This window comes from Streptomyces plumbidurans (assembly GCF_019857225.1).
Lineage (GTDB): Bacteria > Actinomycetota > Actinomycetes > Streptomycetales > Streptomycetaceae > Streptomyces > Streptomyces plumbidurans.
This window is the reverse complement of sequence record NZ_JAFJSY010000096.1, coordinates 1-18,544: the sequence shown is the minus strand read 5'-3', so window position 1 is coordinate 18,544 and position 18,544 is coordinate 1. Positions and strand designations below refer to the sequence as shown.

Sequence of the window (18,544 nt, the reverse complement as noted above, 5' to 3'; positions counted from 1 at the left end):
GGTTCTGAGGACATGCGCCGCCGCCTGATCCAGTCCACGCTCGCCGTGGTGCTCGTCGTGATCGCTGTCTTCGGCGTGTCCCTCGTCATCGTCGAGACACGCACGATCAGCAACAGCGCCCAGGAGCGGGTGAGCTCCGAGGCGCAGCGGCTGGCCAGCATCGCGGACAGCCGGCTGGTCGGGGCGGGCACCGTCACCGCCGACGTCCTGAGGAAACAGGTCACCGGTGACCGCTACGCCGTCATCAAGGTCCCGGGACAGCCCGTCATCGAGGTCGGCAGCAAGCCCGCCGGCGAGGTCATCCGCGGCCGGGCCACCGGCGAGGAGGGCGAGCAGGTCACCGTCGAGGAACCGCACTCCACGGTCAGCCGTGAGGTCGGCCGTACGCTGCTGATCATCGGCCTGGTCGCGCTGCTCGCGGTGGTGGCCGCCGTACTGCTGGCGATCCGGCAGGCCAACCGGCTCGCCTCACCGCTCACCGACCTCGCCGAGACCGCCGAACGCCTCGGCTCCGGCGACCCGCGCCCCCGCCACAAGCGCTACGGCGTCCCGGAGCTGGACCGTGTCGCGGACGTCCTGGACGGCTCCGCCGAACGCATCGCCCGGATGCTCACCGCCGAACGGCGGCTGGCCGCCGACGCCTCCCACCAGCTGCGCACCCCGCTGACCGCGCTGTCGATGCGCCTGGAGGAGATCACCCTCACCGACGACCCGGACACGGTGAAGGAGGAGGCCAACGTCGCGCTCACCCAGGTCGAGCGGCTGACGGACGTGGTGGAGCGGCTGCTCACCAACTCCCGCGACCCCCGTACCGGCAACGCCGTCACCTTCGACCTCGACGAGGTCATCCAGCAGCAGCTCGCCGAGTGGCGCCCCGCATACCGCAGCGCGGGACGGGCGATCGTCAGCTCCGGCAAGCGGCATCTGCAGGCGGTCGGCACACCGGGCGCGGTCGCCCAGGTGCTGGCCGCGCTGATCGAGAACTCCCTCATGCACGGCGGGGGCACGGTCGCGCTGCGCACCCGCGTGACCGGCAACCAGGCGGTCGTCGAGGTGACCGACGAGGGGCCCGGCGTCCCCGCCGACCTGGGCGCGCGGATCTTCGAGCGCACCATCAGCGGCCGCAACTCGACGGGCATCGGGCTGGCCGTGGCGCGGGACCTCGCGGAGGCGGACGGGGGACGCCTTGAGATGCTGCAGACACAGCCGCCGGTGTTCGGCCTGTTCCTGTCCCGCACACCACCGCTGAAGCGGACGCAGACGGACGAGGAGCCGACGGTCAGGTGACGGCGGCCTTCGGGAGCCAACGCGTGCTGTTCAGCCGACCTGCTGCTTAGGCTTCGGCTGTGCGACCACGGTCTGGGCCTCCGCCTGCACCTCGGCGCGCACCTCGGTCTGCACCTCGGCCTCCTCCAGCAGCGCTTCCGCGTCCGCGAGCGGCTCACGGGTGGGCAGTGCCCGGAACACCCAGCTGCGGTAGGACCAGAACCGGAACAGCGTGCCGAGCCCGATGCCGACGACCTTGAAGATGTTGCGCTGCAGGGAGCTGTCCCAGCCGAAGCCGTAGATCGCCGCGTACAGGACGCCGTTCTCGATCACCAGGCCGACCGCACTGAAGGCCAGGAACAGCGTGAGCTCCTTGGTCCGCGCGCTCTTGTCCCGGTCGCGGTAGGTGAAGTAGCGAAAGCCCACGTAGTTGACGCAGATGGCGACGACGGTGGCGATCACGTTGGCGCGCACCGCCTGCAGGCTGGTCAGATGCCACAGCATGTTGGAGACGCCGAAGTTCACCACCGTGCCGAGCGCGCCCACCGCACCGAACTTGGCGATCTCGTGTACGAGCCTTCGCAGCCCTGAGGAACCCTGTTCCATGGTCCTGAAGGCCCCCGTCCGGTAGGTGCGTGGTCGTTGTCGTCAACTCAGCCATGCTAACCACCACCCTTCATAAACTCCTGTGGATCTGCCCACAGGTCGGAAACAGGTGGGAAAGAATGCAGGAAGAGTGGTGAAACGTCCGGGAAGAGCCGGGTAAGAGTCCCGGGAAACGGCCGGAAACGAGTGGCACCGGCGCGGCCGATACCCTGGGTGTGTGACGTTCCCGGTAGTCGGCATGGTCGGCGGGGGCCAGCTCGCTCGTATGACACACGAGTCAGGCATCCCGCTCGGCATCAGGTTCAAGCTCCTCAGTGACACCCCCCAGGATTCCGCGGCGCAGGTCGTCGGCGATGTCGTCGTCGGCGACTACCGCGATCTCGACACGCTGCGCGCGTTCGCGAGGGGCTGCGATGTGATCACCTTCGATCACGAACACGTACCCACCGAGCATCTACGGGCTCTGGAGGCGGACGGCATCCCCGTGCGCCCCGGCCCTGACGCGCTGGTGCACGCCCAGGACAAGGGCGTGATGCGCGCGCGCCTCGACGCGCTCGGCGTCCCGTGCCCCCGGCACCGCATCGTGAGCGACCCGGCCGACGTCGCCGCTTTCGCGGCCGAGGGCGACGGCTTCCCGGTCGTGCTCAAGACCGTCCGCGGCGGCTACGACGGCAAGGGCGTGTGGGTCGTCGACTCCGCCGAGGAGGCCGCCGACCCGTTCCGGGCGGGCGTGCCCGTCCTCGCCGAGGAGAAGGTCGACTACGTCCGCGAGCTCGCCGCCAACGTGGTCCGCTCCCCGCACGGTCAGGCCGTCGCCTACCCGGTGGTCGAGTCCCGGCAGGTCAACGGCGTCTGCGACACCGTGATCGCACCGGCCCCGGACCTGGAGGAGTCCCTGGCGCTCAGGGCCGAGGAGATGGCCCTGACCATCGCCAAGGAGCTGGGTGTCGTCGGCCATCTCGCCGTCGAGCTGTTCGAGACCCGCGACGGCCGCATACTCGTCAACGAGCTGGCGATGCGCCCGCACAACTCCGGCCACTGGAGCCAGGACGGCGCGATCACGAGCCAGTTCGCCAACCACGTCCGGGCGGTCCTCGACCTGCCCCTCGGCGACCCGCGCCCGCGCGCCAAGTGGACGGTCATGGTCAACGTCCTCGGCGGCGACTACCCGGACATGTACTCCGCGTATCTGCACTGCATGGCGCGCGACCCCCAGCTGAAGATCCACATGTACGGCAAGGACGTGAAGCCGGGCCGCAAGGTGGGCCACGTCAACACCTACGGCGAGGACCTGGACGACGTGCTGGAGCGCGCCCGTCACGCAGCCGGCTACCTGAGAGGCACCATCACAGAATGAGCCCTGTTGTAGGCATCGTCATGGGGTCGGACTCCGACTGGCCCGTCATGGAGGCCGCCGCCCAGGCCCTCGACGAGTTCGAGATCGCATACGAGGTCGACGTCGTCTCCGCGCACCGCATGCCGCGCGAGATGATCTCCTACGGCGAGCAGGCCGCCGAGCGCGGGCTGAAGGTGATCATCGCGGGTGCCGGAGGTGCGGCCCACCTCCCGGGGATGCTGGCCTCCGTGACCCCGCTGCCGGTGATCGGCGTGCCCGTGCCGCTGAAGTACCTGGACGGCATGGACTCCCTCCTGTCCATCGTGCAGATGCCGGCCGGCGTCCCCGTCGCGACCGTCTCCGTCGCCGGCGCCCGCAACGCCGGACTGCTCGCGGCCCGCATCCTCGCCGCCCACGACGAGGACCTGCTCGCCCGCATGCGCGAGTTCCAGCAGGAGCTGAACGACCAGGCCACCGAGAAGGGCAAGCGCCTGCGCGCCAAGGTCGACGGCTCGGGCGGCTTCGGATTCGGCTCGGGGAAGTGACGCGGATGACCTCGCTGGAGGAGGCCCGCTCGCTGCTGCGCGAGTTCCCCGTCGTCGACGGGCACAACGACCTGCCCTGGGCACTGCGCAAGATCGGCTACGACCTCGACGCCCGGGACATCTCCCGGCACCAGAACGCCCATCTGCACACCGACATCCCGCGGCTGCGCGAGGGCGGGGTCGGCGCGCAGTACTGGTCGGTCTACGTCCGCTCGGACCTGCCGGACGCGGTGCCCGCGACCCTCGAACAGATCGACTGCGTACGGCAGTTGCTGGCCCGCCACCCGGCGGACCTGGCGCCCGCACTGACCGCCGCCGACATGGAGCAGGCCCGGCGGGACGGCCGTATCGCCTCGCTCATGGGCGCCGAGGGCGGCCACTCCATCAACTGCTCGCTCGGCACGCTGCGCGGGCTGTACGAGCTGGGCGTGCGCTACATGACGCTCACCCACAACGACAACAACCCCTGGGCGGACTCGGCGACCGACGAGCCGAACGTCGGCGGCCTGTCCGCCTTCGGTCGCGAGGTCGTGCGGGAGATGAACCGCCTCGGCATGCTCGTCGACCTCTCGCACGTCGCGGCGACGACGATGCGCGACGCGCTGGACACCACGTCCGCGCCGGTGATCTTCTCCCACTCCTCGGCGCGCGCCGTGTGCGACCACCCGCGCAACATCCCGGACGACGTCCTCGAACGCCTCCCCGGCAACGGCGGCGTGGCGATGGTGACGTTCGTGCCGAAGTTCGTGCTGCAGGCCGCCGTGGACTGGACGCTCGCGGCCGACGAGAACCTGCGCGCCCACGGCTTCCACCACCTGGACACCAGCCCGGAGGCGATGAAGCTCCACCGCGCCTTCGAGGAGCGCACCCCGCGCCCGGTCGCCACCGTCTCCACGGTCGCCGACCACCTCGACCACATGCGCGAGGTCGCCGGCGTCGATCACCTCGGCATCGGCGGCGACTACGACGGCACGGCCTTCACCCCGGACGGCCTCGGCGACGTCTCCGGCTACCCGAACCTCATCGCCGAGCTGCTGGACCGCGGCTGGTCGAAGACCGACCTGGCCAAGGTGACCTGGCAGAACTCGGTACGGGTGCTGGGCGCGGCGGAGGACGTGGCGCGCGAGCTGCGAGCGACCCGGCCGGTGTCCAACGCCACGATCGAGTCGCTGGACGGCCGCGAGGGCTGATCGCCGAGGGCGGGGTAGTCGGTGTAGCCGTCGGCCCCGCCCACGTACATCAGGTACCGGTCCCGGACCGGGTTGAGCGGGGCGCCGAGGCACAGCCGGTTCACCAGGTCCGGGTTGGCGAGGAACGGCCGGCCGAGCGCGACGAGGTCGGCACCGGCGGCCAGCATGTCGTGGGCGGCGCGACCGACGGCCTCGGTGGTGAGCGCGGGCAGTACCGGATTGCCGATGAGCACGCCGGGCCAGTCCGCGCGGATGCGCCGGTACACCTCCGTGCCGGGGTCGGCGTGCACGATGTGCAGATAGGCGAGCCCGAGGCCCTTCAGCCGGTCCACCAGCGCCGCGTAGAGGACGGCGGTGTCGTCCTCCTCGATGCCGTTGACCGTGGTGCCCGGGGAGATCCGCACCCCGACGCGCCCAGCCCCGATCGCGTCGGCCACCGCCTCGGTCACCTCCGCGGTGAACCGCACCCGTCGCCCGGGGGAGCCGCCGTAGCCGTCCGTCCTGCGGTTGGTGTTCCCGGCGAGGAACTGGTGCAGCAGATGCCCGTTGGCCGAGTGCACCTCGACCCCTTCGAAGCCCGCGTCGACGGCCCGGCGGGCGGCCGCGGCGAAGTCGGCGGCGGTGGCCCGGATGTCGTCCGTGGTCAACTCCCTCGGTACGACTGCTGGTTGGCGGCCTTCGGGAGTGTGGATCGTCTCCGGCAGCGGTACGGGGGAGGGCGCGACCGGTGTCAGCCCGGTGGTCGCCGGATGACTGACCCGGCCACCGTGCTGCAACTGAAGGAACATCCGCCCGCCACCGGCCCGCACGGCCTCGGTCACCCGCCGCCAGCCTGCCGTGTGCCGGTCGCTGTGGATCGCGGTGACGTTCGGGTACGTCTGCCCGACCGCGTTCGGCGTCGAGGCCTCGCCGATGATCAGGCCGGCCGAGGCGCGCTGCGCGTAATAGGTGACCATCAGGTCGGTGGGGGTGCCGTCAGCCTCGGCACGGTTGCGGGTCAGCGGCGCCATCACGAGGTGGTGGGGGAGTTCGAGCCGGCCGAGCCGGGCCGGTGCCAGGAAGTCGGTTGTCCGTGTCATGGCCGTACGCTAGAACCTGACACTGGTGTCAGATTCAAGCCCGAAAGCCCGAAAGCCCGAAAGCCCCAAAGCCCGAAAGCCCCAAAGCCCGAAAGCCCGAAAGCCCGAAAGCCGCGGACCGGTCGGAGGTTTGGATGCGGATCGGTGAACTGGCCCGGAGAACCGGTGTGAGCGAGCGGTCCCTGCGCTACTACGAGACCCAGGGGCTGCTGAGCAGCGACCGTACGCCGGGCGGACACCGGGACTACCCCGAGCGGGCGGTGGACCGGGTCATCCGGATCCAGGAGCTGTACGCGGCCGGGCTGCACAGCGAGAAGATCCGGCAGCTGCTGCCCTGTATGCGCGACGGGGACGGCGGCCCCTCGGCGATCGCCACCCCGCGGCTGGTCGCAGACCTCACCGCCGAACGCGACCGTATCGATCGCATGATCGCCGATCTGATCCGCTCCCGGGACACCCTGGACGAGGTCATCGAGGCGGCCCGGGAGGCCTGAGTGGGGCGGCGTACCCCCGAACGCCGCACCCACCAGGAAGCGCCCGCGCCGCCGTGCGACGGTGAGCCGTACCCCCCTGGGGAAGAACACGAGGTACGGAGCGCCCATGGCAGACCTCCAGGACGAACTGCACACCACCGGCGGACTCGACGCGGTGCCGGACCTCTTCGAGGACGAGCCGCGCGCGCCGGTCGGCGACCCGGACGGCACCCAGCTGGAGCGCGCCCGCGCCGTCCTCGCGGCCCACCCCGTCGCCGACGGCTACAGCGGACTGCCCTGGGCCCTCAGGCATCTGCACTGGTACGACCTGGAGCTGGGCGAGAGCTCGGTCGACACGGACGTGCCGCGACTGCGCGCGGGCCATGTCGGCGCGCTGTTCTGGTCGCTGCACCTGCCGGAGGGCATCGTGCGGGACCGGGCCGTCGGCGCGACCCTGGAGCAGCTCGACCTGGTCAAGAGCGTCGTCGGGGCCCACCCGGACGGCCTGCGGCTGGTGTGCACCGCGGGGCAGGCCACCGACGCCCGGCACTGCGGCCGTATCGCCGTGCTGCTCGGCCCCGCGCAGGCCGCCGCCCTCGACGACTCCCTCGGCGTCCTGCGCGCCCTGCACTCGCTCGGCCTGCGCGTCCTGACGCTGACCGGGGTGTCCTGGGCGGGGCAGACCGGGCTCACCCGGTTCGGCGAGGAGGTGGTGCGCGAGATGAACCGGCTCGGAGTCCTCGCCGACCTCTCCGGCGCCTCCACGGACACCGTCGCCCGCGTCCTCGCGGTCTCCCGGGCGCCGGTGCTCTTCACCCGCTCCGCCGCCCGCGCCCTGCGCCCCCACCCGGCCAACCTCCCCGACGACCTGCTCGCCGGTCTCGGCGCCGCCAAGGGCCTGTGCATGGTGCCGCTCACCCCGGAGCAGACGGGGCCGTCCGTGCGGGCCGTCGCCGACCATCTCGACCATGTGCGCGAGGTCGCGGGCCCGGAGTGCGTCGGCCTGTCCGGCACCTTCGACGCCGGCACCGCCCACCCCCAGGACCTCGCCGACGCCTCCCGCTACCCGCACCTCATCGCCGAACTGCTGCACCGCGGCTGGACCGAGTCCCAGATCGCCCTGCTCACCTGGGGCAACGTCCAACGCGTCCTGCGCGGCGCCGACTTCACCGCCCGCGCGGCCCAACAACGCCGCCAGCCCTCAACGGCACGGATCGCCGACCTGGACGGCTGAGGCGGCCCCGGCCTACGGTTCCGCGATCCGGCACAGGCAGAACGGGTGGCCCGCCGGGTCGGCGTAGACCTGGAAGTCCTTCTTCTCGCGGTCCTCCAGGTCCAGCGGGTGGGCGCCCAGTGCCAGCACCCTTTCGTGCGCCGCGTCGATCTCCTGCCAGGTCGACCCGGCGTCGAAGTCGACGTGGAACTGCTGCGAGCGGTCCGGGCGTGGCCACTCGGGCGGGGTGTAGCCCTCCGCCCGCTGGAAGGCCAGCCGCGGCCCGTCCGGGACGTGGAGCACGACCCAGTCGTCGTCCGCCGCCTCAGGGGTGCCGCCGCCGACCGCGGCGTAGAACTCGGCGAGCGCGTGCGGATCGGGGCAGTCGATCACGACGGAGCGGAAGCGGGCGACGGCCATGGTGTCCTCCTCGGTCGGGGTCAGCAGGCGCACAGGCAGAACGGGTGCCCAGCCGGGTCGGCGTACACGCGGAAGGTGCGGGAGCGGTCGTCGGTGTCCAGGGGTTTCGCGCCGAGGGCGAGGACGGCCGCCTCGGCCGCGTCCAGGTCGTCGACGGTCAGGTCCAGGTGGAACTGCTGCGAGCGGTCAGGGGCGGGCCACTCGGGGGCCACATGGCCGGGGGCGGCCTGGAAGGCCAGCGCGCGGCCGTCGGGGGTGGTGAGGTCCGCCCACCCGTCCTCCGTCTCGACGGTGCCGCCCAGCACCCCTGCGTAGAACCCGGCCAGTGCGCCCGGGTCGGGACAGTCCAGGACGACGGGGCCCAGCTTGGCGAGAGCCATGACTTCCTCCTTGAGTGCGGTCACCCACAGGCCGGTTACCCATAGGCGTCGGCAACCGGTAACGGTTACTGCATACTGGCGCATTGGAGGTAACGTCGCAAGCATGAGTGAGAGATCCGCCGCACCCGGCGGCCTGACCCTGGTCGAGTCCCTGGTGAACACGCTGGACCTGGAGTCGGGCGCCGACGCGCTGGACACGGCGGAGGGCCGGGCCCCCTTCGGCCTCGCTCAGGACGAGCTGGAGCAGGCCCGCGAACTGCGCGAGTCGCTGCGCGCGGCCCTGCTCGCCCACGCCGGGCACCCGCCGCACCGCGCGGTGACCCCCCTCGGGCAGCTGCTGGCGCGGGCACCGCTGGTCGTCACGGTCGACGAGCGGGACGGCGCCGCCGCCCTCGCCCCCGCGGACCACGGCCCCCTGCTCTCCCGCGTCGCGGCCGCCGTCGCCGGCGCACTGGTCGAGGGCACCTGGGCCCGGCTGAAGGCCTGCGAGGCCGCCACCTGCCACTGGGCGTACTACGACCGCAGTCCGGCAGGCCGCGGCCGCTGGTGCTCGATGCAGGTGTGCGGGGCGCGCGAGAAGATGCGCCGCTACCGCGCGAAGTAGTTCCCCCGCGGCCGCACAGGCCGGTGGTGCAGAATGCAACGAGACGCCGGTTCGGCCGACTGAGCCTCGGCCGAACCGGCGTCGTCCCGCGCGAGGGGATCAGGCCGTCGGACGGCCAGGAGGTTCAGGCCGTAGGACGGCCCATCGCCCGGTACGTCCACCCGGCCTTGCGCCACAGCTCCGGGTCCAGGGCGTTGCGCCCGTCCAGGATCAGCCGGGTCGTCGCGACCGCGCCCAGCTCCGCCGGATCCAGCTCCCGGAACTCCCGCCACTCCGTCAGATGCAGCACCACATCGGCGCCGCGCACCGCCTCGGTCGCGCTCTGCGCGTAACCGAGCGTCGGGAAGACCCGCCGGGCGTTCTCCATGCCCTTGGGGTCGTACACGGTCACCTGACCGCCCTGCAGGTGGATCTGCCCAGCCACGTTCAGCGCCGGCGAGTCGCGTACGTCGTCCGAGTCCGGCTTGAAGGTGGCGCCGAGCACCGCGACCCGCTTGCCCAGGAACGAACCCCCACCGAGCGCCTCCCGGGCCAGCTCCACCATCTGGCCGCGCTGGCGCATGTTGATCGAGTCGATCTCGCGCAGGAAGGTCAGCGCCTGGTCGGCACCCAGCTCACCGGCGCGCGCCATGAACGCCCGGATGTCCTTGGGCAGACAGCCGCCGCCGAAGCCGATACCGGCCCGCAGGAACTTCCTGCCGATCCGGTCGTCGTACCCGATCGCCTCGGCGAGCTTGGCGACGTCACCCCCGGAGGCCTCGCACATCTCGGCCATCGCGTTGATGAAGGAGATCTTGGTGGCGAGGAAGGAGTTCGCGGAGGTCTTCACCAGCTCGGCCGTCGGGAAGTCCGTGACGACGAACGGCGTCCCCTCGGACACAGGCGTCGCGTACACCTCGCGCAGCAGCTTCTCCGCCCGCTCGCTGCGCACCCCGACCACGATCCGGTCCGGGTGCAGGGTGTCGTCCACGGCGAAGCCCTCGCGCAGGAACTCCGGGTTCCAGGCCAGCTCGGCGTCCTGCCCGGCCGGCGCGTGCTCGGCGAGATAGGCGGCCAGCCGGTCCGCGGAGCCCACCGGCACGGTCGACTTGCCGACGACCAGCGCGGGGCCGCTCAGGTGCGGGGCGAGCGAGGCGATCGCGGCGTCGACGTAGGACATGTCGCAGGCGTACTCGCCGTGCTTCTGCGGGGTGTTCACGCACACGAAGTGCACATCGCCGAACGCGCCGACCTCCGCCCAGTCCTGCGTGAAGCGCAGCCGCCCGCTGGAGCCCTCGAAGCCGGCCACGTGCTTGCGCAGCAGGTCCTCCAGGCCCGGCTCGAACATCGGAGCCTCGGCCCGCTGAAGCTTCTCGATCTTCTCCCGCACGATGTCCAGGGCGAGCACCTCGAAGCCCAGCTCGGCCATGGCCGCGGCGTGCGTGGCGCCGAGATAGCCGGTGCCGATCACGGTGATCTTGAGGCTCATGGATGCTCCATTGGGGGTACGGCGTTCGCTGCGGTGCCCGAGCATATCCGGGGCGTGCCGCGGCCCTGCGGTGGGCACATTTCCCGCTGTCGCCAAGCTCACGTATCACTCCCGTGAGCCTCCCCCTAAAATTTGAGTTACTTAACGGTAATTAGCGCCACCACCACCGTTCGTCATCAAGCGTCCTTGGAGCGTGAGAGACCTTGGCCGGATCGGCTGACTTCGACCTGTACCGCCCGTCCGAGGAGCACGACATGCTCCGCGACGCGATCCGTTCACTGGCCGAGGCGAAGATCGCCCCCTACGCCGCCGCGGTGGACGAGGAGGCCCGCTTCCCGCAGGAGGCGCTCGACGCCCTCGTGGCCAACGACCTGCACGCCGTGCACGTCCCCGAGGCGTTCGGCGGGGCGGGCGCGGACGCGCTGGCCACCGTGATCGTGATCGAGGAGGTGGCGCGCGTGTGCGTCTCCTCCTCCCTGATCCCGGCCGTGAACAAGCTGGGCTCGCTGCCGGTCATCCTCTCCGGCTCCGAGGAGCTGAAGAAGAAGTACATGACCCCGCTCGCCAAGGGCGAGGGCATGTTCTCCTACTGCCTCTCCGAGCCGGACGCCGGCTCGGACGCGGCCGGCATGAAGACGCGCGCGGTCCGCGACGGCGACTCCTGGGTCCTCAACGGCGTCAAGCGCTGGATCACCAACGCCGGCGTCAGCGAGTACTACACGGTCATGGCCGTGACCGACCCCACCAAGCGCTCCAAGGGCATCTCCGCCTTCGTCGTGGAGAAGTCCGACGAGGGCGTCTCCTTCGGCGCCCCGGAGAAGAAGCTCGGCATCAAGGGCTCCCCGACCCGCGAGGTCTACCTCGACAACGTCCGCATCCCGGCCGACCGCATGATCGGCGAGGAGGGCACGGGCTTCGCCACCGCGATGAAGACGCTGGACCACACCCGCATCACCATCGCCGCGCAGGCCCTCGGCGTCGCCCAGGGCGCCCTCGACTACGCCAAGGGCTACGTCCAGGAGCGCAAGCAGTTCGGCAAGCCGATCGCCGACTTCCAGGGCATCCAGTTCATGCTCGCCGACATGGCCATGAAGGTCTCGGCCGCCCGCGCCCTGACCTACCAGGCCGCGGCCGCCTCCGAGCGCGGCGACAAGGACCTCACCTTCCAGGGCGCGGCCGCCAAGTGCTTCGCCTCGGACGTCGCGATGGAGGTCACCACGGACGCCGTGCAGCTGCTCGGCGGCTACGGCTACACCCGCGACTACCCGGTGGAGCGCATGATGCGCGACGCCAAAATTACGCAAATCTACGAGGGCACGAATCAAGTACAGCGGATCGTGATGGCAAGGAACCTTCCCTAGAAGGGCTTTCGCAGGTCAAAAGCTGTTTCGAAGGTCCGGAGGGAGACCCTCGGCTTCCTGCCCCGTTGCAGCCCGATCAGGGGCCGTTCCTGGGCGTCACGCTGGGGGAATCATGGGTAGATGTCCGGGTTAAAAACAGCCACTGACCTGTACAAACGACACAGCCCTTGGCATAGCGCCGGGGGCTGTTGTCGTACGCGGATCAGGCGACCTCTGACGCCTCCGTGGGGTCGTCGGCACCGGGCGTCAACATCGTTGCGATGGCGGCCCGGCCGCGCTGCTCGGCTCCTTCGAAGATGTAGTGGTAGTGCTCCCTCAGTACGTCCGTACTGCTGTGGCCCATCCAGTCGGCCACGTCGTTCTCGGGGACTCCGGCGTACAGCAACCGCGACCCGTAGTAGTGCCGGAGTGAGTGCGCCGTGCAGTACTTCACCTGTCCCTTGGCCAGAGCCTCCATCCAGATCTTCGGGTAGAAGTACGACGCGTAGAGGTAGCCGGCCCGCGTCACGTTGGGGAAGAGAAGCCGCTCCGGCCCCCATACGCCGTGGTTCTTGATGTGCCGCCGTAGCTCGAAGGCGACGTTCGGCGGGAGGGGGACGGTACGCCCTGGCTCGCCTTCGTCCCGAGCCTTGATGTGCCGACGCTGGATCGCACTGTTCTTGCCCGACTCCGTGTCGCCGTCCTCCGCAATCTGGAAGTCGACGCGAAGTGTCTCGGCCTTGAAGTCGATCTGATCGCGGGACACCGCCATGGCCTCACCCAGCCGCAGGCCGCACCCGGCCATGAGCCACAGCATCGCGCGGTATCGCGGAGGAGCGGCACTCAGCATCGCCAGAACTTCCCGCGTCGTGAGCCGCCTTGCAGTGCTTTTCTGCTCCCGGATCTCCTTGGCGCGGCTGCCCGCGCCATTGACCCCCTTGCACGGATTCCGGCCGACGATCTCGTTGACGACAGCCCAGTCCATCATCCCGGAGAAAAACGAGAACCGCTGACGGCGTGTGCGGGCGGACAGCTTCCGCTCCTGCTCCATCCACAAGAGCCACTGCTCTACATCAGCGACCTTCAGGGAAGCGATGGAACAAGCCTCGAAGAACGGCTCAAGGGTCGTCCTCTGGATGGACCGGTACTGCTTCTTGGTGCTGTTCTCCAGCTTCCTTTGATTCGTCCACTGCTCCCAGACAGCCGTCACGGGCTGCTTGCCCAATCGGTCGTCCAGGCAGGTCCCGGCGTCAAGTTCCTGTTCCTCGCGCTTGCGGTGGTCGTCGGCGCGCGTCTTGGTGCCGAAGGTCCTCTGTCGCTGCTCGCCGTCCGGGTCGTACCAGCACATCGTCCATTTCTTCGGGTCGTCCTTGGATCGCGCGACCCGTGCCCTTGCCACTGAGGCGGCCCCCCTTTGTCGATGACGCACGGACGGCCCGGCGTCGCGCCAGTTGCTCGGCGTGGTCCAGTCTGCGCATGGTCCACCCTGGGATGTCAACACGGGGTGGTTCACCCTGTGTGGTACGTTCGACAGCGTGGTAGCGAACGAGAGCGGGTTCGAGATCACCCAGGAGCAAGGGGCTTGGGTGATCCGCATGTGGTGGCCGACGGGACCGATCACCGGAGGGCCGCAGCGGATCACTGTCGAGGCAGCGGAGGGCTCCGCCACGCGTGACGTGGCGCGTGGGATCTCCACAACTGTTCTGCGGAGGCTCGACCTTGCGGCCGCCATGAAGCTGGCAGGGAAGGCGCCTGAGCTCCAGCAAGGCATGGAGGAGGTGACGGCGAAGGTCGAGGAAGCGGGATCGGCGGCGGGCCTGCTGCTCACCAACGAAGGTGTGTCAGAGCCGTACTTGGCCATGCTCGCCTCGACTTACAAGACCATGGCCGATCTGGGCGCTCAGGCCCCTGTTCCGTGGTTGGCCCGACTTGTCGGCCGCCGTCCCGAGACCGTTAAGGACCATCTCAAGCGCGCGCGAAGAGAGGGCTACCTGACAACAGTTGCGGGCAAGGCCGGCGGTGAACTTACCGAGAAGGCCACGGAGGTCCTTGCGACTTTCGTTAATTGAGGGGGGCAGAGCAGCAGTGGCCAGCGCGGAGCGTGAGCAGAACCGCGCGTCCGTTGTCCGGCCCCGCGCCTACCGCCCGGAACGAAGCAGGCCCCCGAGCCCGCGCCTGGACCGAAGTACTCGGAGCCACTCGCAGACTCAACCCCTTCCGCGCACTGCTCTAACCAACCAAGGAAACAGGGCAGGCCAGTTCAGGCTCAAGTTAAGCCGCAGTCCCGTCGCCGGCCGGCTCGGTCACGGAAATGAAATGCCCCCGGAGCGATTCCGGGGGCATTTCTCACATGAACAGCGGTGCCAACGCCCGTTCCAGGTCCGCCGGTTCGCGGAAGTGGACGGCCTGCATGCCGAGGGCGGTCGCGGCCTCGACGTTCTCCTCGCCGTCGTCGACGAACAGACAGCGCTCGGGCGGTGTGCCCGCGAGGTCCGCCGCCAGCCGGTAGATGCGCGGGTCCGGTTTGGCGAGGCCCACGCGGGCGCTGTTGACGACGTGGTCGGCGAGGTCGGCCAGGCCCATGGAGTCGAGGTCGGACTCCAGCTCCAGGGCCGCGTTGGAGACGAGGACCAGCGGCACCCGGACCCGGGCCCGGCGCAGCAGGGCGACGACCTCCTCGTCCGCGTGGAAGGGCGACTCGATCAGGGCGAGAGCCAGGTCGTACGCCACCTGCTGTTCCGCCACGAGCCCCGCGAGGCCCTCCGCGATCGTCTCCGCCCACTCCTGCGAGGTGATCTCGCCGAGCAGCAGCGGCTCGACCGTCTCCTGCGCGAACGCTACCTTCTGCGTGGTGCCCTCGGCGATCCCCGCGACGCGCTCCAGCGCCTGGAGGCGGGAGGGGTCGTAGAGCCGGATCACATTGTCCACATCGCACAGAACCGCCCCGAAGGGCGGTCTGCGGCCGTTGCTGCCGTCACTCACTCGAGACCGTGACCTTCTGGTCGTTGTTCAGTTCGTTCACCAGCGTCTTGACCTTCCCCTTGTCCCAGACGAGGTTGCCGCCGGTGGAGCCGGAGATCGGCATGTTCATCGAGACGCCGTCGCCGCCGCTGACGCCCTTCATCGCCCAGAACATCGAGGCCAGGTCCCACAGGCTCATGTCCTTGTCGACGGTCAGGGAGTCCAGGCCGGCGCTCATCGTCGGGTACAGCTTGAAGGGGTTCAGGACCGTCGACGGGGTCGCCACCTGGTGGGCCAGCGCGGACAGGAACTTCTGCTGGTTCTTGGTGCGCTGCAGGTCGGAGGCGGCGAAGGCGTGCCGGGTGCGGACGAAGGCCAGGGCCTGGTCGCCGTTGAGCTTCTGCTTGCCCGCCTTGAAGTCGGCGCCCGAGTAGCTGTCCTTGAAGCCCTTGTCGATGTCGATCGTCACGCCGCCGACCGCGTCCACGATGTTCGCGAAGCCGGCGAAGCCGATCTCGACGTAGTGGTCGATGTGCAGGCCCATGTTGGCCTCGATCGTGCGGACCAGGAGGGTCGGGCCGTCCTCGGCGTACGCGGCGTTCAGCTTCGTCTGGCGGCCGGTGGCGGGGTAGGTCTTGCCGGAGGTCGAGCCCTTGTAGGAGGGGATCGTCACATTCGAGTCGCGCGGCAGCGAGATCAGGGTGTCGCCGTTGTCGCCGACGTGCAGGATCATCATCGAGTCCGTGCGCTTGCCCTCGGCGGAGCCGGTGTGCAGCTTCTTCTTGTCCGCGGCGGACAGTCCCTCACGGCTGTCGGAGCCGACGATCAGGTAGTTCGTGCCGTCGCCGGTCGCCGGCCGGTCGATGACCTTGGACAGGTCTACGTCGCGGTGCAGCTTGGAGTCGGCCCAGAAGTACGTGGCGACCGACGTGACGACCAGCACCGTCACCAGGGTGATCGCGGTCCACTTGATACGGCGCCGCCAGTTCGGCCGCGGCCGCATGTCCTGGCCGCCGGGGCCGCCCGGGCCGCCGCCACCGTAGACGTGGCCGGTGTTGTAGCCGCTGTCGTAGCCGTCGCCCTGGCCGTCGTCGTAGCCGCCGTGTCCCTGGCCGTCGACGTAGGTGGGCTGCTGGGGGACCCCGCCGTACGGCGGGGCGGACCGGCCCGGGCCTCCATAGGCACCCGAGGCGGGCCGGCGGACCTGCCGCATCGCGCGGGCACCCTCGGGGTGCGCGCTCGCGCTGCCGCGTCCGTACCGGTTGCGGTTGTCGTCGGACCATGCCTCGGGCCAATCGTTCATGGGCCCCAGTGTGCAGGCAGCGGAGGTGTCGTTTACAAGGGTCGTCGGAAAATCAGGTCACGGCTGTTGCGAACCCAACACAAAGTCCGCAGATGTCACGGCGGCATAAGGTGGAGGCCATGACACACCAGGCCCCCGCCGTGGACGCGGACACTCCGCAGATCCCGGGCAAGCCCACCTCGGCCTCCCGGACCACGCTGAGTCACATCATGACCCACAACGACACGAATCTTCTGGGCACGGTGCACGGCGGGGTGATCATGAAGCTGGTGGACGACGCGGCGGGCGCGGTGGCCGGCCGGCACAGCGGCGGGCCCGCCGTCACCGCTTCCATGGACGAGATGGCGTTCCTGGAGCCGGTCCGCGTCGGGGACCTCGTGCATGTGAAGGCCCAGGTCAACTGGACGGGCCGGACCTCCATGGAGGTCGGAGTACGGGTCCTCGCCGAGCGCTGGAACGAGTCGACCCCTCCCACCCAGGTCGGCTCCGCGTACCTGGTCTTCGCCGCGGTCGACGCCGACGGCAAGCCCCGCCCGGTGCCGCCGGTGCTCCCCGAGACCGAGAAGGACCGACGCCGCTGCCAGGAGGCCCAGATCCGCCGCACACACCGGCTGGCAAGGCGACGGGCGATCATGGAGCTACGTCAGAAGCGCGCGGCCGAGGGCCTGGACGACTGAGCCGGGCGGCGCCAGGCGCCGCCCGCGGGCGCCTCACTGGCACGCCGCCTGGTCCATGGACGGCAAGCCGCGCCGCGGCCCGCAGGTCGTGCGCCACCTGGTCCGCCGGCGGCAGGGCTCGCGCGGCCGAGGGCCTGGACGACCGAGCGTCCGGCCGCACTGGCCGGGTGCCGCAGGTCGTGCGCCGTCTGGTCCGCCGACGGCAGGTCCCGCGTGGTCGACGGCCTGGACGGCTGAGCCCCGACCGCAGGCCGTGCCTTACGAGCACGCCACCTGGTCGCCCGTCACCACCCTGGGTGCCGCGAGATCGGCGCTCTCGGCGCGTACCTTGCGCACTCCCTTGAAGTCGGCCCCGACGATCACCTTGAGCTGCGGGCCGAGTCCCTTGACCGGGCGCAGTTGGCTGCCGGGCAGGGCGGCCGCGAGCGACTTGGCGGAGCGGTCCCAGCCGGGGTCGTAGGCGACGACCGTCCGCTTCACCGTGCGGTCGTCGGAGTTGGCGGGCTTCCCGGTCGTCCGGAAGCCCGCACCCGCCAGCGCCGCGTCCGCGCGCTTGCCGAGCCCCTCGGCGGCCGTGCCGTTCTCGACCTGGACACGGATCTGCTGCGGGGCCACCTCGACCGGCACGGTGGCGGGGCGCGCCTCGTGCACGGTCAGGGGCTTGTCGTCGCGCAGTGACCTGAAGAGCCGGGCGGCCTTGGCGGTGTCCCACTTCAGCGTCTCGCCGAGGCCCTTGACGACGTATCCCATCTGCGCGATGGGCACGGTCGTGAACTCGGAGGAGGCGGGGGAGAAGTTGCGCATCGCGCGGCCGAGGTCTAGCAGCTCGTCGGTGCCGAAGCCCTTGTCGGCGCGCACCGAGCCCAGCACGGCGCGCGTCACGTCCCGGAACTTCATCGGGTTCAGCAGGATCCCGGAGGACGTGGCCCGCTCCACGAGCGCCGCCAGGAAGCGCTGCTGGCGCTTCATCCGGCTGAGGTCGGAGGCCCCGTCGACGTGCCGGGCGCGGACGTACTGCAGTGCCTGGCCGCCGTCGAGGGTGTGCGTGCCGGCGGACAGATCGAGTCCGGTGTACGAGTCCTTCAGCGGCGCGGCGGTGCAGATCTGCACCCCGCCGAGCACGTCCACGGTCCGCATGAAGCTGGTGAAGTCGACCTCCAGGTAGTGGTCGATCTTCACATGGGTCATGTCCTCGACGGTCCGGACGGTGAGGTTCGGGCCGCCCTCCGCGTACGCCGCGTTGATCTTGATGGCGTGCCCGGGGGTCTGCTTGCCGGTCCGTTCGTCGGTCTGCGCGGGCGTCATGGCGAGCGAGTCGCGCGGCAGGCTGACCACGCTCGCCCGCTCCCGGTCCTCCGAGATGTGCACGATCATGATCGTGTCGGTGCAGTGGCAGGGGGCGCCGCCCAGGTGGTAGCGGCGGCGTTCCTGCGGGCTGATCCGGTCGCGGCCGTCGGTGCCGACCAGCAGTACGTTCATGCCGTGCCCGGCCTGCGGGCGGTTCTTCATGTCCTTGAAGGGGTCGACGCGTGCGATGCCCGCGTCGAGGCTGCTGACCACCGCGTGCCCGATCCCGGCGGAGGCGAGGACGACGACGGAGAGGGTCGTGGCCGCGCGCATCGCCCAGCGCGGCTTCTTGCGCCGCACCGGCGGACGCGGGCCGCGCGGGTGCGGGGGGCCGGC

At 70.4% G+C, this 18,544-nt stretch carries 18 protein-coding genes and 1 pseudogene; 10 read left to right on the top strand and 9 right to left on the bottom strand.

Going from position 1 to position 18,544, the window contains the following annotated elements:
• Positions 1–12: 12 nt before the first annotated feature.
• Entirely contained in the window at positions 13–1,287 is a 1,275-nt protein-coding gene (locus JYK17_RS35995) for a sensor histidine kinase (protein ID WP_108008188.1), read from the top strand.
• Positions 1,288–1,317: 30 nt separating this feature from the next.
• Here the strand turns inward: JYK17_RS35995 and JYK17_RS35990 are convergent, their stop codons facing one another.
• Entirely contained in the window at positions 1,318–1,872 is a 555-nt protein-coding gene (locus JYK17_RS35990) for a GtrA family protein (protein ID WP_128802132.1), read from the bottom strand.
• A gap of 217 nt (positions 1,873–2,089) precedes the next feature.
• Here JYK17_RS35990 and JYK17_RS35985 point away from each other — a divergent pair, with 217 nt between their 5' ends.
• The 3 genes from JYK17_RS35985 to JYK17_RS35975 are packed head-to-tail and all read left to right on the top strand — an operon-like array spanning position 2,090 to position 4,943.
• The gene (locus JYK17_RS35985) at positions 2,090–3,229 is read left to right on the top strand and encodes a 5-(carboxyamino)imidazole ribonucleotide synthase (protein ID WP_222812035.1); all 1,140 of its coding nucleotides are present in this window, start codon (positions 2,090–2,092) and stop codon (positions 3,227–3,229) included.
• Positions 3,226–3,753, top strand: a complete 528-nt coding sequence (gene purE, locus JYK17_RS35980; protein ID WP_234548090.1) for a 5-(carboxyamino)imidazole ribonucleotide mutase — start codon at positions 3,226–3,228, stop codon at positions 3,751–3,753. The genes JYK17_RS35985 and purE overlap by 4 nt, the downstream gene beginning before the upstream one ends.
• Before the next feature lie 5 nt (positions 3,754–3,758).
• Positions 3,759–4,943 carry a dipeptidase gene (locus JYK17_RS35975; protein WP_222812034.1) on the top strand — a complete coding sequence of 395 codons (1,185 nt, stop codon included), beginning with the start codon at positions 3,759–3,761 and terminating at the stop codon, positions 4,941–4,943.
• Positions 4,944–4,948: 5 nt separating this feature from the next.
• Here JYK17_RS35975 and JYK17_RS35970 read toward each other — a convergent pair.
• A pseudogene (locus tag JYK17_RS35970) lies at positions 4,949–6,022 on the bottom strand (alkene reductase); the annotation flags it as partial.
• Between the two features lie 134 nt (positions 6,023–6,156).
• Between JYK17_RS35970 and JYK17_RS35965 the strand changes: the two are divergent.
• On the top strand, positions 6,157–6,516 hold the full coding sequence (locus JYK17_RS35965; protein WP_128802129.1) for a MerR family transcriptional regulator: 360 nt from the start codon (positions 6,157–6,159) through the stop codon (positions 6,514–6,516).
• A gap of 106 nt (positions 6,517–6,622) precedes the next feature.
• Positions 6,623–7,729 carry a dipeptidase gene (locus JYK17_RS35960; RefSeq protein ID WP_128802128.1) on the top strand — a complete coding sequence of 369 codons (1,107 nt, stop codon included), beginning with the start codon at positions 6,623–6,625 and terminating at the stop codon, positions 7,727–7,729.
• A gap of 12 nt (positions 7,730–7,741) precedes the next feature.
• Here the strand turns inward: JYK17_RS35960 and JYK17_RS35955 are convergent, their stop codons facing one another.
• Complete coding sequence (locus JYK17_RS35955; protein WP_128804441.1) at positions 7,742–8,128, bottom strand: VOC family protein; 387 nt, start codon at positions 8,126–8,128, stop codon at positions 7,742–7,744.
• Positions 8,129–8,148: 20 nt separating this feature from the next.
• Positions 8,149–8,508 carry a VOC family protein gene (locus JYK17_RS35950; RefSeq protein WP_108008174.1) on the bottom strand — a complete coding sequence of 120 codons (360 nt, stop codon included), beginning with the start codon at positions 8,506–8,508 and terminating at the stop codon, positions 8,149–8,151.
• Positions 8,509–8,611: 103 nt separating this feature from the next.
• On the opposite strand from JYK17_RS35950, the gene JYK17_RS35945 reads away from it, so the two are divergent.
• On the top strand, positions 8,612–9,112 hold the full coding sequence (locus JYK17_RS35945) for a CGNR zinc finger domain-containing protein (protein WP_108008172.1): 501 nt from the start codon (positions 8,612–8,614) through the stop codon (positions 9,110–9,112).
• Between the two features lie 124 nt (positions 9,113–9,236).
• Here JYK17_RS35945 and JYK17_RS35940 read toward each other — a convergent pair whose 3' ends face one another.
• Positions 9,237–10,580, bottom strand: a complete 1,344-nt coding sequence (locus JYK17_RS35940) for a UDP-glucose dehydrogenase family protein (protein ID WP_128802127.1) — start codon at positions 10,578–10,580, stop codon at positions 9,237–9,239.
• A gap of 203 nt (positions 10,581–10,783) precedes the next feature.
• On the opposite strand from JYK17_RS35940, the gene JYK17_RS35935 reads away from it, so the two are divergent.
• Positions 10,784–11,941 carry an acyl-CoA dehydrogenase family protein gene (locus JYK17_RS35935; RefSeq protein WP_108008168.1) on the top strand — a complete coding sequence of 386 codons (1,158 nt, stop codon included), beginning with the start codon at positions 10,784–10,786 and terminating at the stop codon, positions 11,939–11,941.
• A gap of 202 nt (positions 11,942–12,143) precedes the next feature.
• Here the strand turns inward: JYK17_RS35935 and JYK17_RS35930 are convergent, their stop codons facing one another.
• Complete coding sequence (locus JYK17_RS35930) at positions 12,144–13,319, bottom strand: tyrosine-type recombinase/integrase (protein WP_128802126.1); 1,176 nt, start codon at positions 13,317–13,319, stop codon at positions 12,144–12,146.
• A 136-nt stretch (positions 13,320–13,455) separates the two neighbouring features.
• Between JYK17_RS35930 and JYK17_RS35925 the strand changes: the two genes are divergently transcribed.
• The gene (locus tag JYK17_RS35925; protein WP_128802125.1) at positions 13,456–13,989 is read left to right on the top strand and encodes a hypothetical protein; all 534 of its coding nucleotides are present in this window, start codon (positions 13,456–13,458) and stop codon (positions 13,987–13,989) included.
• Between the two features lie 277 nt (positions 13,990–14,266).
• On the opposite strand, the gene JYK17_RS35920 is transcribed toward JYK17_RS35925, so the two are convergent.
• Complete coding sequence (locus JYK17_RS35920) at positions 14,267–14,902, bottom strand: HAD family hydrolase (RefSeq protein WP_108008166.1); 636 nt, start codon at positions 14,900–14,902, stop codon at positions 14,267–14,269.
• The gene (locus tag JYK17_RS35915; RefSeq protein ID WP_181362370.1) at positions 14,895–16,184 is read right to left on the bottom strand and encodes an LCP family protein; all 1,290 of its coding nucleotides are present in this window, start codon (positions 16,182–16,184) and stop codon (positions 14,895–14,897) included. The genes JYK17_RS35920 and JYK17_RS35915 overlap by 8 nt, the downstream gene beginning before the upstream one ends.
• Positions 16,185–16,303: 119 nt before the next feature.
• Between JYK17_RS35915 and JYK17_RS35910 the strand changes: the two genes are divergently transcribed.
• Positions 16,304–16,861 (top strand): acyl-CoA thioesterase, encoded by a 558-nt coding sequence (locus JYK17_RS35910; protein ID WP_234548092.1) that lies wholly within the window; start codon positions 16,304–16,306, stop codon positions 16,859–16,861.
• Positions 16,862–17,119: 258 nt separating this feature from the next.
• Here the strand turns inward: JYK17_RS35910 and JYK17_RS35905 are convergent.
• Positions 17,120–18,544 (bottom strand): LCP family protein (locus JYK17_RS35905; RefSeq protein WP_261996515.1); only part of this gene is annotated, 1,425 nt, incomplete at its 5' end.

What these genes read in the sequence shown, in the direction of transcription:
- JYK17_RS35960 (WP_128802128.1), top strand. Translation starts at nt 6,623, where the DNA reads ATGGCAGACCTCCAGGACGAACTGCACACCACCGGCGGACTCGACGCG.
- JYK17_RS35940 (WP_128802127.1), bottom strand. Translation starts at nt 10,580, where the DNA reads ATGAGCCTCAAGATCACCGTGATCGGCACCGGCTATCTCGGCGCCACG.
- JYK17_RS35955 (WP_128804441.1), bottom strand. Translation starts at nt 8,128, where the DNA reads ATGGCCGTCGCCCGCTTCCGCTCCGTCGTGATCGACTGCCCCGATCCG.
- JYK17_RS35975 (WP_222812034.1), top strand. Translation starts at nt 3,759, where the DNA reads ATGACCTCGCTGGAGGAGGCCCGCTCGCTGCTGCGCGAGTTCCCCGTC.
- JYK17_RS35910 (WP_234548092.1), top strand. Translation starts at nt 16,304, where the DNA reads ATGACACACCAGGCCCCCGCCGTGGACGCGGACACTCCGCAGATCCCG.
- JYK17_RS35990 (WP_128802132.1), bottom strand. Translation starts at nt 1,872, where the DNA reads ATGGAACAGGGTTCCTCAGGGCTGCGAAGGCTCGTACACGAGATCGCC.
- JYK17_RS35950 (WP_108008174.1), bottom strand. Translation starts at nt 8,508, where the DNA reads ATGGCTCTCGCCAAGCTGGGCCCCGTCGTCCTGGACTGTCCCGACCCG.
- JYK17_RS35945 (WP_108008172.1), top strand. Translation starts at nt 8,612, where the DNA reads ATGAGTGAGAGATCCGCCGCACCCGGCGGCCTGACCCTGGTCGAGTCC.
- JYK17_RS35965 (WP_128802129.1), top strand. Translation starts at nt 6,157, where the DNA reads ATGCGGATCGGTGAACTGGCCCGGAGAACCGGTGTGAGCGAGCGGTCC.
- JYK17_RS35915 (WP_181362370.1), bottom strand. Translation starts at nt 16,184, where the DNA reads ATGAACGATTGGCCCGAGGCATGGTCCGACGACAACCGCAACCGGTAC.
- JYK17_RS35995 (WP_108008188.1), top strand. Translation starts at nt 13, where the DNA reads ATGCGCCGCCGCCTGATCCAGTCCACGCTCGCCGTGGTGCTCGTCGTG.
- purE (WP_234548090.1), top strand. Translation starts at nt 3,226, where the DNA reads ATGAGCCCTGTTGTAGGCATCGTCATGGGGTCGGACTCCGACTGGCCC.